This window comes from Pararobbsia silviterrae, from assembly GCF_003628125.1.
Classification (GTDB): domain Bacteria; phylum Pseudomonadota; class Gammaproteobacteria; order Burkholderiales; family Burkholderiaceae; genus Pararobbsia; species Pararobbsia silviterrae.
The window spans coordinates 135,070-149,789 of the sequence record NZ_RBZU01000007.1; the positions used below are offsets into that span (position 1 = coordinate 135,070).

The 14,720-nt window shown below is 62.4% G+C and carries 13 protein-coding genes and 1 pseudogene; 7 read left to right on the top strand and 7 right to left on the bottom strand.

Annotated elements, in window-relative coordinates:
* Positions 1-4: 4 nt before the first annotated feature.
* The 3 genes from D7S86_RS16590 to D7S86_RS16600 all read right to left on the bottom strand — a co-directional run bounded on the left by D7S86_RS16590 (position 5) and on the right by D7S86_RS16600 (position 2,584).
* The gene (locus tag D7S86_RS16590; protein ID WP_121087970.1) at positions 5-1,429 is read right to left on the bottom strand and encodes an efflux transporter outer membrane subunit; all 1,425 of its coding nucleotides are present in this window, start codon (positions 1,427-1,429) and stop codon (positions 5-7) included.
* 259 nt (positions 1,430-1,688) lie between these two features.
* Complete coding sequence (locus D7S86_RS16595) at positions 1,689-2,120, bottom strand: DUF4399 domain-containing protein (protein WP_121087971.1); 432 nt, start codon at positions 2,118-2,120, stop codon at positions 1,689-1,691.
* A gap of 56 nt (positions 2,121-2,176) precedes the next feature.
* Positions 2,177-2,584 (bottom strand): DUF4399 domain-containing protein, encoded by a 408-nt coding sequence (locus D7S86_RS16600; protein ID WP_240648242.1) that lies wholly within the window; start codon positions 2,582-2,584, stop codon positions 2,177-2,179.
* 524 nt (positions 2,585-3,108) lie between these two features.
* On the opposite strand from D7S86_RS16600, the pseudogene D7S86_RS16605 reads away from it, so the two are divergent.
* Positions 3,109-4,302, top strand: a pseudogene (locus D7S86_RS16605) (formylglycine-generating enzyme family protein); the annotation flags it as partial.
* Between the two features lie 18 nt (positions 4,303-4,320).
* Here the strand turns inward: D7S86_RS16605 and D7S86_RS16610 are convergent.
* The 3 genes from D7S86_RS16610 to D7S86_RS16620 form a co-directional block, all read right to left on the bottom strand.
* On the bottom strand, positions 4,321-6,738 hold the full coding sequence (locus tag D7S86_RS16610) for a serine/threonine protein kinase (RefSeq protein WP_121087973.1): 2,418 nt from the start codon (positions 6,736-6,738) through the stop codon (positions 4,321-4,323).
* Between the two features lie 329 nt (positions 6,739-7,067).
* On the bottom strand, positions 7,068-7,337 hold the full coding sequence (locus tag D7S86_RS16615; protein ID WP_147432368.1) for a hypothetical protein: 270 nt from the start codon (positions 7,335-7,337) through the stop codon (positions 7,068-7,070).
* A gap of 199 nt (positions 7,338-7,536) precedes the next feature.
* Positions 7,537-7,806 (bottom strand): bacteriocin, encoded by a 270-nt coding sequence (locus D7S86_RS16620; RefSeq protein WP_121087975.1) that lies wholly within the window; start codon positions 7,804-7,806, stop codon positions 7,537-7,539.
* Positions 7,807-8,296: 490 nt separating this feature from the next.
* On the opposite strand from D7S86_RS16620, the gene D7S86_RS16625 reads away from it, so the two are divergent.
* From D7S86_RS16625 to D7S86_RS30440, 3 genes are all read left to right on the top strand, one after another.
* Entirely contained in the window at positions 8,297-8,542 is a 246-nt protein-coding gene (locus D7S86_RS16625) for a hypothetical protein (RefSeq protein ID WP_147432369.1), read from the top strand.
* A 265-nt stretch (positions 8,543-8,807) separates the two neighbouring features.
* The gene (locus D7S86_RS16630) at positions 8,808-9,752 is read left to right on the top strand and encodes an SMP-30/gluconolactonase/LRE family protein (RefSeq protein WP_420813252.1); all 945 of its coding nucleotides are present in this window, start codon (positions 8,808-8,810) and stop codon (positions 9,750-9,752) included.
* A gap of 291 nt (positions 9,753-10,043) precedes the next feature.
* Positions 10,044-11,318: a DUF2242 domain-containing protein gene (locus D7S86_RS30440; RefSeq protein ID WP_121087977.1), complete on the top strand. Its 1,275-nt coding sequence runs from the start codon at positions 10,044-10,046 to the stop codon at positions 11,316-11,318.
* A 680-nt stretch (positions 11,319-11,998) separates the two neighbouring features.
* Here the strand turns inward: D7S86_RS30440 and D7S86_RS16640 are convergent.
* Positions 11,999-12,409, bottom strand: a complete 411-nt coding sequence (locus D7S86_RS16640) for a VOC family protein (protein ID WP_121087978.1) — start codon at positions 12,407-12,409, stop codon at positions 11,999-12,001.
* 206 nt (positions 12,410-12,615) lie between these two features.
* On the opposite strand from D7S86_RS16640, the gene D7S86_RS16645 reads away from it, so the two are divergent.
* The 3 genes from D7S86_RS16645 to rpsU all read left to right on the top strand — a co-directional run bounded on the left by D7S86_RS16645 (position 12,616) and on the right by rpsU (position 14,628).
* Positions 12,616-13,287, top strand: coding sequence for an NAD-dependent epimerase/dehydratase family protein (locus D7S86_RS16645; protein WP_121087979.1), 672 nt, complete (start codon positions 12,616-12,618; stop codon positions 13,285-13,287).
* Positions 13,288-13,400: 113 nt separating this feature from the next.
* On the top strand, positions 13,401-13,997 hold the full coding sequence (locus tag D7S86_RS16650) for an IMPACT family protein (protein ID WP_121087980.1): 597 nt from the start codon (positions 13,401-13,403) through the stop codon (positions 13,995-13,997).
* Positions 13,998-14,415: 418 nt separating this feature from the next.
* Positions 14,416-14,628: a 30S ribosomal protein S21 gene (gene rpsU, locus D7S86_RS16655; protein WP_121087981.1), complete on the top strand. Its 213-nt coding sequence runs from the start codon at positions 14,416-14,418 to the stop codon at positions 14,626-14,628.
* Positions 14,629-14,720 lie beyond the last annotated feature (92 nt).

Below are 14,720 nucleotides of genomic sequence, written 5' to 3' on the forward strand. Positions count from 1 at the left end.
GTAGTCAATTCGATGTTTCGGGCTGGAAATCCGAATCCGCATGCGCCTGCACGTCGACGGACGGCCATCCGCCGCCGAGTGCCTGATAGAGCAAGACGGTGTCGGAAAGGCTCTGCGCATGATTCGCAAGCCGTTGCTGTTGCGCACTCAATAATGAGCGCTCGGCTTCGAATACTTCGAGCTGCGAGACGACGCCTTCCTTGAGCTGCGCTTCGACCTGATCGGCCACGACCTTGAGTTGCGCGACTTGCTGGTCGATCTCGGCACGTTGCTTGCGGTCGGCATCGATATTGACGAGCGCGTTTTCGACGTCCTGAAACGCGGTCATCACCGTGCGTTGATAGTCGTGTTCCGCAACATCGGCCTGCGCTTCAGTGGTCTTGACGTGCGCGCGTACGGTCGGGTCCAGCAACGGGATGTCGATGCTCGGCATCAATCCGTACGTGAACGATTTGAGCAGCGTATTGAGCGCAAAACTCGACGAGCCGCCGTGTCCGGTCAGACTGATCGTCGGCAATTGCGCGAGTTTGGCCGAATGCGTGAGCTTATAGGCTTCGAGCACGCGGAATTCGGCCGCGACGATATCGGGCCGCCGCGCGAGCATCTGCGCCGGCAGCCCGGCCGGCACCGGCGGCAATTGCACACGTTGCTGCAGATGTCCGGCGGGCAATTGAAATTCGCCAGCCGGCGTGCCCGTCAACGTCGCAAGCGCGTTGTTGGCGAGATCCCGCGAGCGCTTGAATTCGAGCAGATCGGTCGTGAGCCGATTTACTTCGGCGCGTTGCTGCAAGACCTGTGTCTTCGGCACGAGGCCCGTCTCGTTCATGCGTTCAAGGATCGCCGCGATCTGGCGATTCGTGTCGAGCGTCGTCTGCTGCTGCGCGATTTGGTCGTCGAGCTGAAGGACCTGGAAATACGTGGTCGAGACGTTCGACACGAGCAATAGATAGCCCGCACGCCAGTCGGCTTCGGTCGCGTGAAATTCGGCTTGTTGCGCTTCGACGCTTTTCTCGACCGCGCCCCAGACGTCGATGTCCCAGTTGACTTGGCCCGCCACGTTGTATTGCTTCGTGAAGCCCTGCCCCATGTTCGTGATCTTCTGATAATTGACCCCCGCGCCGAGATCGGCCGTCGGCAGCGCACCCGCGTGGGCTTCGGTCACCTCGGCGCTTGCGACGCGAATGCGCGCCGCAAGCGATTGGATATCGAAGTTGCCTGCGATGGCCTTCTGGATCAGCGCGTCGAGCGTCGGATCGCCGAATGCCTTCCACCAGTCCGGAGAAATCGTGTCGGCGGCCGATACGGAAATCGCGTCCGATGGGGTCCAATGGTTTTTTTCGGGCGTCGCCGGGCGTTCGTATGCGCGCATGCTTACATCGACGCAGCCGGACAACAACACGGCCGCGCACACGCATCCCGCGGCGAACATGGGGAATCTTGCCGGATGTACGCTGCCGATATGACGGGTCGTCGATTGCACGATAGCCTCCCGATGGACGCGGATCGAACAGAACGCGGCGGCGACGGATGCGGCGCTTGGCCCTCCATCGGCGTCCTGTCTGCGCGTACCAGACTCATGCATCGGTTATGCCAGCGCGTGCGCGCCGATCGGCGCGGGTCTCGTGATGCACATGTCTGTCCGGATCCAACAGATCGGCGCCCGGTGTCGTGTGTGCGACGACACCGCGCTATTTCACGTAGATCGTGATCTTCTTCGAATAGACCGGCGGATTGTGCGGAATATGATTCGCGTCGCCGAGCAGCAACTGGAGCGTGTGCTTGCCGGGCGCCAATTGGATCGACGTCTCGGTTTCGCCCGCGCCGAAATGCAGATGATTGCGATCCGACGGAATTTCCTGATCCATCGGCGGCAGATCGGTGTCGATCAGCAAATGGTGATGCCCCGTATTGGGAAATATGATGCCTTTAGGGGCGACGCCCATATTGCGCAAGCCGAACCAAACACGAAACGGCTTGCTCGCCTCGACGGTCTGATTATTGTTCGGAAAGCCGACATAGCAGAACGCGTCAGGCGGCGACGGCGTCGGACCCGCGACCGCTCTCTGATAGGCAGCGCTGAACGCCGCCGCCACCGCGGCCAGTGCATAACGCTTGTTCATGGTGCGCATTCTCCGACGCGATGGATCGACAATGAGACGCCGCGCGAGGACAACGCTCAACGCACGAGGACTGTGATTTTCTTCGAATAGACCGGCGGATCGTGCGGCCGGTGATTCGCGTCACCCAGCAATAATTGAAGCGTGTGCTTGCCCGGCGCCAGCTCGAGACGCGCATCGGTTTGACCCGCGCCATAGTGCAAATGCTGGCGATCCGACGGGATTTCCTGATCGAACGGCGGCAGATCGGTGTCGACGATCAGATGATGGTGGCCCGTGTTCGGCACATTGAAGCCCTTTGGACACACGCCCATATTTCGCAGCCCCATGCGCACCCAGAGCTTGCCGCCCGATATCACGGCGCCGTCGGGCGGCCAGATGATGTAGCACAGCGCGTTCGACGGCGACGGTGTCGCGCCGGCGACATGTGTGGGCGGCGCCGGCGACGCGGTCGCCGTCGACGGCATGGGCTTCGATGCCGATGCCGCATTCTGCGCGCCCACGCGCGTGGACAGGCCAACCGACGTCACAGCGAGTGCGCCCAGCATCTGTCTTCTTCGCATACGCGGCAATCTCCGCTCGTCTATCCGATGGGTTCGCACGCACGACTGTGTTCATACGAATCAAGCCGGCCACGCCCTCCGTACCGTCAGTAGCTTAGGATGCGGTCCGCTAAAAAGATACCTTGCCTGCAAGGCATCGCATGCATGTCTTAGCGCGTCCTAACGTCTGCATGCACAAACTGCTATGTTTGTTGATGTTCGTATTGAATACATCATCAGCGATCCGAACGATTGAATCGAGCATCGAAGCTTTGCGCGCGAAGGACCGCGCGTTCATCGCACACACGTGAGCCGGAAGGCGATCGCAAACCGTGCGCAACAGCGGCACCGATCGGAACAACGTCAAACAGGGTTCGACTATGTGGCGACATCTTCTGCTGATTGTGATGGTCTGCATCGGGACGCTTGGCGGCGCGCATGTCGACGCGGGCGTGATGCCTAAGGACAGTTCCGAACAATACGAAATCACGTTCTGGGATTCGATCAAGGACAGCACGTACGCAAGCGACTACGAGGCCTATTTGAAGGCTTATCCGAATGGCCGCTTCGCGCCGCTCGCTCATGCGCGTATCGATCGTTTGCGGGTGTCGGCGTCGGCTGCGAGCGTCGCGTCCGCGCCTGCGGCTGTCCCGACGGCGCCGCCCGCGCCGCACGTGTCGACGGCGCCGGCCGTTTCCGCGAGTCCAAGCGCCGCGCCCAAGACTGCGGTCGCGACCGCGGTGGCACCCGCGCCTGCTGCCGCATCGATCCCGTCGACGACATCGACGACGCATGCGGCCGCGAGCACGCCGCCTCCCGCGACTCCCGTGCAAGCGAGCGTCGCCCATGCGTCTGTCGGCGCGGCCGCCGTCGCGTCCCCGTCACCGAGCGCCAATACGCCCGCTCCGGTTGCCGAGCACGCCGGCGCAAACGAAGTCCGCGATTGCAAGGATTGTCCGATCGTCGTGACGCTCCAACCCGGCGCCTTCACGATGGGCAGCAATACGGGCGATCCGTCCGAGCGCCCGCCGCATCGCGTTACGATCGGTCAAGCCTTTGCAATCGGAAAATATCCGGTGACCGTCGAACAATGGAATGCATGCGTCGATGCGGGCGCGTGCGCGAAGCTGTCCGCAGAAACGAATACGGTGAAGACGCAACCGGCGCGCGATCTGAGTTGGGACGACGCGCAGCAATACCTGAAATGGCTGAGCAAGATCAGCGGCAAGCCCTATCGCTTGCCGAGCGAAGCCGAATGGGAATATGCCGATCGCGCGGGCACGGAGACGCACTATTGGTGGGGCGACCAGATGAAGAAAGGCATGTCGAACTGCAAGGACTGCGGTGACCCATGGCGCGCCGACGGGCCGTCGGACGTCTCGGCGTTTCCGCCGAATCCGTTCGGGCTCTATGACATGAACGGCGGCGTATGGGAATGGGTCGCCGATTGCTGGCAGAACACATTCAAGGGCGCGCCCGCCGATGGTCATGTCTGGGACGATCCCGCGTGCAATACACGCGTGATTCGCGGCGGTTCATGGCGCGAAGGCGGCGACTACATGACCGCATCGACGCGCTTCAAGTACAGCGCGAGCGTACGTCAGTCGCAAAACGGATTCCGCGTCGCGCGCGACGTCAAGTGACGCAATCGGGCGCATCGCTTAACGATGTGCCGCGCGTGTATTGATTTGCGCGATATCGACATCGACCTTGTCCGTGCCGTATTTTCCGGCGAGTTGCTTGAGGCGCGGCGCGAGCGCGGCGAGATAGTCCGCGCGCGATTCGCTTGGCGGACGCAGTGTATCGAAGACGGGCTCGGGCGTGGTCGTCAAGACGATGAGTTCCGAGCCGAACGGCTTCGAAATAATCCAGCTCCCTTCGCTGCCGACCGTCGCCGCGAAATGCGGCGGCGCCTGATTGTCCTTCTCGCGCAGACTCGGCACGAGATGCACGACGCTGCCGTCCAACTGAAAATAATCGACATTGACGTAGGTGTCGTAACCCGGCGTCGTCACATCGACGACGAGTGCGTCGCCCGCGTTCAAGTGCCCGTTATGTTCGCGAGGATGAACGACGGCCGCATGTCCGTCCTGCCAATTCGCGCTCAGATATGGCGAAAGGGTTTGCATCACCGTGCATGTGTCGTTGGCCACGGGCTCGACATGGACCTCGCGCGTCGTCGCGCCATTGACCGAACGCAACATGTCGGAAATCTTTGCTGCACTGTAGTTCGCGGGCGCGAAGCCACGGACCTCGACCGTATGCTCGTGGACGTTCGCGCTCAGCGCCGAACATGGAACCTGCGCGAGCACGGGCGTCACAGCGGCGAGCGATAAGGCCGCCGCCTGAGGATTCGGCGCCGGCGTCGCGACGACACTCGGCATGACCGCGGACGCAGCCGACAACGTCGCCGATCCCGGCGGCGCGATAGCGGCCATCCCGAGCGCCGAAGCGCCGGCCGGCGCCATCGCGGCCATCGATGCCGATGCGGCTGGCGATGTCACCGCGACGGATGAGGACGCGAGCGAAGCCAGCGCATTCGTCGAGTTCACGTTCGTCACGGCCTGCGGCACGCTTGCCGGCGATGCCGTGGCGGCAGCCGTCCTTACCGTCGCCGAGGCAAGCGACACGGTCGGGGGTGTCGGGCTGCGCGTCAACGCGGCGGCCGAAGCGACCGCTTGAGGCGGTACCGTACTCGCCGGCGCGGCGGGCACGGAGGGCACGGTATTCAATGCCTTCGACGTGGAGATTTCGGGCGCCGGGTTCGCGGGCAATTGGGCGACCGCGGATGGCTCGTCCATGCGCCCGGTCGATACGCCGCGATACCAGTACGCGGCGAACGCACAGATCGATAACACGACGAAGCCGATCGCCGATTTCGCGAGCATGCCGGGACGCGACGGTTCGCGCGGCTGCGCGCCCATATCGGCAACGAAACGCGCGACGCTCGGCGTGCGCAATTCGCGATCGAATGCCAACGCGCCTTTAAGCGCGCGCCATGGGCGCGCGCCGAGCGATTCGGGACGCCGCAACTTGTAGTGCGCGTTGCGCGCCTGCGTCGCCGAAAGCCGGTCGAACGGATGCGTGCCCGTGAGCATTTCGTATGTGATGCAACCCAGCGCGTAGACATCGTCGCGCGGGTCCGGTTCGAGATGTTCGAGCATTTCCGGGCTTGCGTACGCGGGCGTCAATGCGCCGAGGCTGCCCGGGTCGAAGACCGTCGCGTCCGTTTCCTGCTCGGGCCGCTGGAACACGCGCGCGATCCCGAAGTCGATGACCTTGACTTCGCCGGCATCGGTCAAGAACACATTGGCCGGCTTGAAATCGCAATGCACGAAACCGCGCTCGTGCGCATAGGCCAGTGCATGACCCATGCCGCGCACGATCGGTAACGCTTCGGCAAGCGTCATGCCCTTGAATCCTTGCGCACGCAAGACCCGGCTTAACGGCTTGCCTTGCAGATATTCCATCGTCAAAAAGACGACCGGGCCGTCGCGGTCGAAATCGTAGACCGTCACGATATTGCGGTGCGCGAGCGTTTGCGCTTTGCGCGCCTCGCGCTGCAGCGCGATCAGCGATTTCGGATTGCCGCGAAACTGGAGATTGAGGACCTTGATCGCGACATGCGGGCGTCGATCCGAGGCTTCGAGCTTGCGCAGATCGAGTGCCTTGTAGACCGTGCCCATGCCGCCGACGCCCAGACACGCTTCGAGCACGAACCGATTATTGAGCGTGTCGCCGATGCCTTTTGTCGAGTCGAGCTCCGCCAGCGCGGGCGTGTCCGCATTCCGTCCGGATGGCGCAACGGCGGGCGGCACGGCCGTGTCGGCCGCGAGCACGCGCGTTTCCTCGACGCCACTCGGAGCATTCGACGCAGACAGCAACTCGATCCGGCGGCGCAACTCGGCATACAGATCCGGGGGCAACGGCATACGGCTTTGCTCGTCCTTGAGCGTTTCGAGAAGCCGTGCGGAATTGACCCCGTCCGCGGACAACGTGCTGTCAATCTGTTCGAAAAACTCGTCGTGCGTCAGGCCACCACTGCGAAAGTTGTGAATGACGAGAGCAAGGCTAGCCATCTGCGCAACTCGATGCGGCTCGAGATCGGTCGGGAATATGCCCTTTCACATGCCTCAAGCAACGGCATGCTCTGTTGGATACTAGGCTCCAGGTGCCCCTTTCGCAAATCGGACATATTCTCAACATGGATCGAAGATCGAAACATTCCATTCGGTATCCGAACCATGAACATTGACCTGCTACCGCGCCAATCGATAAAAAAAGACGGTGGCCACCTCGCCACCGCCGCGCAAGAAAAGCGGAGCACGCCCGCGATACGAGTCGACGATCTCGTCATCGCGGGCCGCGCACCGAAAACGTTGCCGCCGCGCCGATATGACAGGCGTGGTCAGCCTTGCTTGATGGCCGCCGCCATATCGCTGAGCGCGCTGGTCACGCTCGACAGATTGACGTTGACGTTGGTGTCGCCGATTTGCGTGACGATCGGCTGATAGACGCCGACATTCGTGACGGGGCTCAAAAAGCCGCCGGCACCGCCGACTTCCTGCAACTGACTACCGATCCCCGAGAAGTTGATGCCGCCGCGAACCTCGGACATGGCTTTGTCCGAGAGTTCGTGTGTCAGGTCGAGGTCCTGGATTGCGATATTCGAGGTCATGATTGTCTTCCGTTCGTGTGGTAAGGGTTCGCCGTGGCGTTCGTGCGTCGCATGCATCGATGCGGCGCCGTCTTTTCACATCGTGTGCCGGGATCGGCGGCGAGGTCCTGAATGTCGGAGCGTGCGGGTCGCCGGTGAAGCGGAGCAGGACACCGCGACGCGCGGACGGCGTGCGAGGTGAACGGCTCCGCGCGTCCACTCAGGCTTGTTGATTCCACGCCGTCAATTGGCTCAACACGCTCGTGATGCTCGACAGGTTCACCGTCGTCGTCGTATCGCCGCCTTGCTGAACGACCGGCGAATACGTGCCCATGTTCGACGTCCCGCTCAGAAAGCCGCCGCCGCCGACGACTTGTTGCGCTTGGCTGCCGATCGACGAGTAGTTGGAACCGCCGCGAACGGAAGCGAGTTCCTTGTTCGAGAGTTCCTTGTTGATGGCGAGGTCTTTGATCGAGAGAGTGGCGTTCATGATGATCTCCTTGAGAGTTGGGTTGGCGAGCACTTCTTTGCGCTCGCATCGTCTTATGCGAGAGGTGTGCCATGTCGCGCGTGCCAAGCGCTTATTCGACGCAAAACTTTGATAATCCAAGGAAATTCCCGGCCGCATTGCCATTGCTTAGCGAACACATCGATTCGGATCCCGAACGATGTGTTTGTTGCGCGAAGACAGTTAACGCGCAGTTGTCGGATTGCGTTCGACACCATCGTGCATCGGCGCGATCGGAGACTCGTCTATCGGTCTGAGCACATCGTCGAATCGATGTCGTCATTGATCGACTGTGGCATGCCAAGACCATAGGAAAGGCATAGATGCAAAGCCGGCATCGAAACCGTTGCCGCGACGCATCGCGCGTCGCCGCGCGTTGAAATTGGAGGTAGAGTCAGGTCGCGTCGGTTCGCGGATGGCCTCGCTTCATGCGCGACCGGTTCATCGGATGAACGTCGGAGGCCTTTTATTCATGGCAACCCTGATCATCAAGGATCTTCCCGAGAGCATCGAGCTCGACCGCGTGGCGATGACGTCGATCGTCGGCGGCGCGAGAACGCGGACCGCATCGACATTTGTCTCGATGACGCCCACGTCGCTGCCGCGTCCGTCGCGCGTGTTCGACTATCCACCCGGATTTCCGAATGCGCATGCGAACGACGCCGCGCAAGACGCGTCGCGCACGCCAAGTCCGCCTGCTTCGCAGACTAAGAAATAGCGCACTTCGAATCGATGCGTTGAACGACTCGCGGATCCGCGCGATCCGATCGAATGCATGCGATCGCGGGCCGACATCACGTCCTCCGCCCGCCTCGCCGCCCCATCCCGCCGACCTGATATGCTGTCGCGCTGGTTTTCCTGTCGCGCCGTCGTCGCGCGATGCGCGCACCGGCTAGGATCCGATTCGCGAAGCCGAACCGGATCGAACGCCCCGCATCTGTATCGACGACACACACCCACAACCTCTTCCGTCGAACATCGCCATGCCTTTGCTCGAACCGAATCGCCGCTATATCGATCCCGCCATCCAGTCATTCGATCCGCGTTTCAACGCCTTGCGACTCGCGAACGCGTCGGTCGAACACCTCTACGACGGTTGCCGCTGGTCCGAAGGACCTGTCTGGTTCGGCGACGGACGGTATCTGCTCTGGAGCGACATTCCGAACAATCGCGTGCTGCGCTGGGACGAGACGAGCGGCGCCGTCACGACATGGCAAAGCCCGTCGAACTTCGCGAACGGACACACACGCGATCGTGAAGGCCGCTTGATTTCGTGCGAACACTTGACGCGGCGCATCACGCGTGTCGAATACGATGGCCGCGTGACCGTGCTCGCCGATCACTACCAGGGCCGCAGGCTCAACTCGCCCAACGACGTCATCGTCAAATCCGACGGCTCGATCTGGTTCAGCGATCCGACGTTCGGGATCGACGGTTTTTACGAGGGCGAACAGGCCACGGCCGAACTCGCGCCGGCGGTCTACCGGATCGATCCGCACTCGGGCGACGTCACGCTCGTCGACGACGGCATGCTCGGACCGAACGGACTGGCGTTCTCGCCCGACGAGCGCGTGCTCTATATCGTCGAATCGCGTTCGAATCCGCGCGAGATCCGCGCTTTCGACGTCAGTGAAGACGGCAAGACGCTGAGCAATCCGCGCACAGTCATCGATTCGCAAGGCGGCACACCCGACGGATTCCGCGTCGATATCCACGGCAATCTCTGGTGCGGCTGGGGCATGGGCACGGCCGAACTCGACGGTGTACGCGTCTTCACGCCGCACGGCGAGCCGCTCGGCCATATCGCGCTGCCCGAACGCTGCGCGAATCTCTGCTTCGGCGGGCGGCATCGCAATCGCTTATTCATGGCGGCGAGCCACGGACTCTATTCGCTCTACGTGAATACGCAAGGCGTGGCGGGAGGCTAAGCGCGCCGAGGTCGAGCATGCGCGGCATGCGTGCGAATCGGTCAGGCTTGCCGCGCTTGTTCGCGAGAGCGGCAGCCTTTACGTCTGAAGTAAGACGCCGAGAGATGATGCACTGCACATTAAAGAAGGCAGCGGATTCGAAAAAAACTATAATTGCCGCGCCGATACATGACCGTGCTTGCGAGCTAAATGTAAGCTTCGGCGCACGAGCGCGCGACCTATTTGCACGCGAGATCGCACGTTGAGCGATCGGATCGGTCTAGGTCAGTCTGGCTGTTACTGAATTCGCTTATGCAGATCAAATCCGGGATGTCGTCGTTGGCGTGGGTCGCGTTGTCGTGGGGGGTGCTGACCGCGCTCGCGGGATGTTCGACACCCAAGCCGCTTTATCAGAGCGAGCAGTTCGACTCGAAAGCGAGTCCGTTCGCGCGGAACTTCAATGTTGGCGCGGCCGCGACCTGCCAGGCCGCGCGACGTGCGTTGCTGAGCCAGGGCTATATGACGACGTCGACACGGTTCGACCTCATCGACGGCTCGAAGAATTTCCAGCCCGACGCCGATTCGCACGTGACCATCGAATTCCACGTGGTCTGCACCTCGGACGATCCCGACAGCCCGAACAGCACGGCCTATGTGAGCGCCGTGCAGGATCGCTATACGCTCAAGAAGACAAGCACGTCGGCGAGTGTCGGACTCAGCGTGCTCGGGTCCGTGTCGCTGCCGATCGGATCGAGCGACGACTCGATGGTCAAGATCGCCAGCGAGACGATCCCGGCGGGCGTGTTCTATGACCGGTTCTTCAACCTCGTCAAGTACTACATCGATACGGCGCCTGAAAAGCCCGCGCCCGTCAAACCCGTGACGCCGCCGCCGCCGATGCCGGACCCCGTCAAGCCGCCGCACGCCGCCGAAGGCAGCGCGCATGCGGCTCACGATACAACGAGCCAGGCGACGCCGAGCCCGGCAGCCGGTGCCGGCCCGTCGTCGCAAAGCGTCGTTCAACCCGTGGCGTCCGCCCAAGCCGCGACGGTGCCTGCCGCCGCCCCCACGGCCGTGGCGACATCCACCCCGACATCCACCCCGACATCGATCGCACCGCAAGAAGCAGCCGCGCCGAGCGCGGCGACGTCTGTGGCGGTCGCCGCGAAACCGGCGCAGGCTGCCAATGTCGCGCCTGCGAGCCCGTCCGGTACGTCGAGCACATCCGGTACATCGACCGCATCAGGCGCATCCGGCACATCGAGCACGTCAGGTACTTCGGGCGCATCAGGCGCATCGAGCACATCAAACACGTCGAGCGCGGCCGTTGCCGTTGCGGCTCCGACAGCGCCGACCGCGAGCCCCGTCACCGAGCCTGTGACGACATCGAATACATCGCCTGCCGCCACGCCGGCGGCATCGCCCGCGCCCGCTCCGTCGACGTCGCCCTCGGCGACACCCGCTACCGAGACGGCTCCGGCGCCCGCATCGACAGTGGAAAACGGCGCGGCGGCGACAGCGAGTCCTGCTTCGAACGTCGTGACGGCGGAAGCCGACGCAACGTCGCCGGCCAGCCCCGCCAAGTAAAGTCCCTTTCCAATGCGCCCCGCCCGCGCGCGGCGGGGTCGCGCCATCGATCCCTTCAGTCGAACGCATACCGCCGAGAGCAATGCTTAGCGCGCTCTTTAGGCGTTTTAGGCGTTTTAGGCGTTTTAGGCGTTTTAGGCGTTTTAGGCGTTTTAGGCGTTTTAGGCGTAATGGGTCGTCGTCGCTTAAAAGGTCGAACCGATTCACTTAACGGCCGTACCCGATTCGCTTAAAGATCGTCCGCGCTGAGTGCGGATCGCGCCCGCGCGTGTCGCATGCCTTGCGCTTGCCGGACTCGCGAATTCGAATATGCCTGCCGCACACAGCGTCGAGTCGCGCGCTATCGAGGCGCGACCGCCGTATCGAAGCCGCTAAAGAAGGCTCGTGCCTGCGCTCGTCAAGGCGCACATTCAAAATGCACAGGCAAAAAAAGGGGGCCGTTCACGGACGGCCCCGAAAGCACACTCGCAGCACAGGGGAAGCTGCAGGACCCAGTGTGCTGCGCGATTCTTAAGTCAATCTTAGGATCGACATCGAATTAATCGGGGCGCGATACGCGCGCGCTTACCGCTCAATACACGATAACCCTCGATCTCAGGCCTGCCCGAGCCGGCTAAACGGGACGCATCGGTTCCGATCGGGCGCGCGCACTACGAGGCTGCGCCCGCGTCCGCACGCATTCAAACGGCGGTTCGACACACCGCGGCCAACTTATTGCCGTCCGGGTCGCGCACATACGCGGCGTAAAACGTGGGGCCGTAGTGGGGCCGCACGCCGGGCTCGCCCTCCGATACCCCACCCGATTCGAGCGCGGCGCGATGAAACGCATCGACATCGGCGCGCGTGCGCGCATCGAACGCGATCATCGCGCCGTTGCCTGCCGTCGCGGCTCCGCCATCGAATGGTTTGACGAGCCAGAGCGCGAGCTCGATGACCTGACCGTCTTCAAATGTGCCCCACCCCGCCCATTCAAATAAATCGGTTACGCCGCCCTCGTGGCATCGGCGATGGCCGAGCGACGCCATCACGGGATCGTAGAATCGGATCGACCGCTCGATATCGTTGCTGCCCAACGTCACATAGGTAAACATGCGTCATTCCATTTGAGTGCGATCGTGACGCGCGGTCCGCATCCGATGCGCGGCGGCAGACGTCCGACGCAGAGGATCATGCACGACGCCATGCGGCACGTCGCCGAGCTCGACACGCACCGCGACGGCCGGCTTTGCAAATCGCGCGCGCGTGCTCAACAATGACCCACCATGTCCAACATCCAGTCTCGGGGCCTCGGCAGACCATGAACGTCATTATTTTCGGTGCGACCGGTATGGTCGGACAAGGCGTGCTTCGCGAATGCCTGCTCGACGCACGCGTCACACGCGTGCTGACCGTCGGTCGGCAAGCGACCGAACAGCACGACCCGAAACTCGAGCAATACGTCCAGCCGAGCTTGTTCGACTACTCGGAACTCGACGATCTGCTCTCGGGCTATGACGCGTGCTTCTTTTGCCTGGGCGTCTCGTCGGCACGGATGAACGAACGCGACTATGCGCGCCTGACCTATACGCTCACGCTCGCCGCCGCCGAAACGCTCGCGCGCCTGAACCCTGCGATGACCTTCGTGTATGTATCCGGCGCAGGTACGGATAGCACGGAACACGGACGATCCATGTGGGCGCGCGTCAAGGGACGCACGGAGAATGCCTTGCTCGGTTTGCCGTTCAAGGCCGCCTATATGTTCCGGCCCGGCGCAATCCAGCCTCTGCACGGCATTCGCTCGAAAACCGCGCTTTATCAAACGCTCTATACGATAACGGGGCCGCTGATCGGCGTGCTTCGCGCGCTGTTCCCCGAACGCATCAGCACGACCGAACAGGTCGGCAAGGCGATGATCGCCGTCGCGCTGCACGGATATCCGACGCACATTCTTGAAAGTGCCGACATCTATCGCGCGCAGCGCGACGGATAGTCCGCAGTCGACGCATATCGGCGTTCGAACGCAAACGATCATCGGGCGCCGCATGGCGGCGGCGCCGATTTCGTTTATAGTCGCGCTGCCTTGAATCGCCCCCTCATCCCGCTTTGCCGACCTTCACTCTCCGCGACCGCGTCAGCGTCGAAATCGACATCCGCAAAAGCCGCTTTATCGGCCTGGCGATTCCGGTCGAAGACCGTGTCGCGGCCATGGCCGAGCTCGATGCATTGCGCGCCGCGCATGCGGGCGCCACACATATCTGCTGGGCCCTGCTCGCGGGCGGGCAATCGGGCATGTCCGACGACGGCGAGCCGTCGGGGACCGCGGGTCGACCCATTCTCGAAGTGCTCAGACATCACGATGTCGACGGCGTGCTCGCGGCGGTCATTCGCTATTACGGCGGCATCAAGCTCGGTGCCGGCGGGCTCGTGCGCGCGTACACCGACGCGATCGCGAGTGCGATGCAGCGTGCCGAGCGCGTCGAACGCATCCCGCTTGGCGACATCGACGTCGAGATCGACTATGCGGACGAGACGCTGATTCGCCGCTGGATCGAACAAGGCGCCTACGAACTGGCCGATGCAGCGTACGGGATGCGCGTGCGCATGCGCATTCGGCTGCCCGTCGCGGCGCTGTCCGAGGCACGCGACGCCTTGCGCGATATGACGAGCGGCCGCGCACTGCTATTCGACACAGAGGACTGAGCACCGCTGCGGGACAATATCGAAAGCAAATAGAAAGCAATCAGGGGGCAATCGGCCTCTTTCGTCATTGAGACGAAAGATCGGATTTTACGAACGCGCCCGAATCTGCGACAATGCGGCGCCGGTTCGATACGTCGAGCCGGTTTTGTTAGGTTCCCCAGGATTGTTTCGATCAGTCGTATGATCCCGTTCGATCGCGGCGGATCGACACGATTTTGAGGACCGGAGCCGTTCGCGTTGTCGTAAATGGCTCAAAAACTTGAGTTTTATGACGTTCTGGCTTGCATAAAGCGCTAGCCGGACGGCTGACGCGTGTATACTGCGCGTTCTCGTCTCCGCGATGCATGACTGGCGGATGACTACGACGGATTGCATGGCGCAATTCGCTGCACACTCTGACATCAAACCGAAGGATTGCATGACAACCATCCACATCAAGGAAAATGAGCCGTTTGACGTAGCACTGCGCCGTTTCCGCCGTACCATCGAACGCAATGGCCTGATCACCGAACTGCGCGCACGTACCGCATACGAAAAGCCGACGACCGAGCGCAAGCGCAAGAAGGCTGCTGCCGTCGCCCGCCTGCGCAAGCGTCTGCGCCGCGATCAGCTGCCGAAGAAGCTCTACTAAGCACAGCGTTTCGATGCATACGGTCCGGCATGAGCCGGTCCGATGCATGGGCGTGACGCCCTGTCACGCTAAAGGTCCGGGTGCCGATCGCA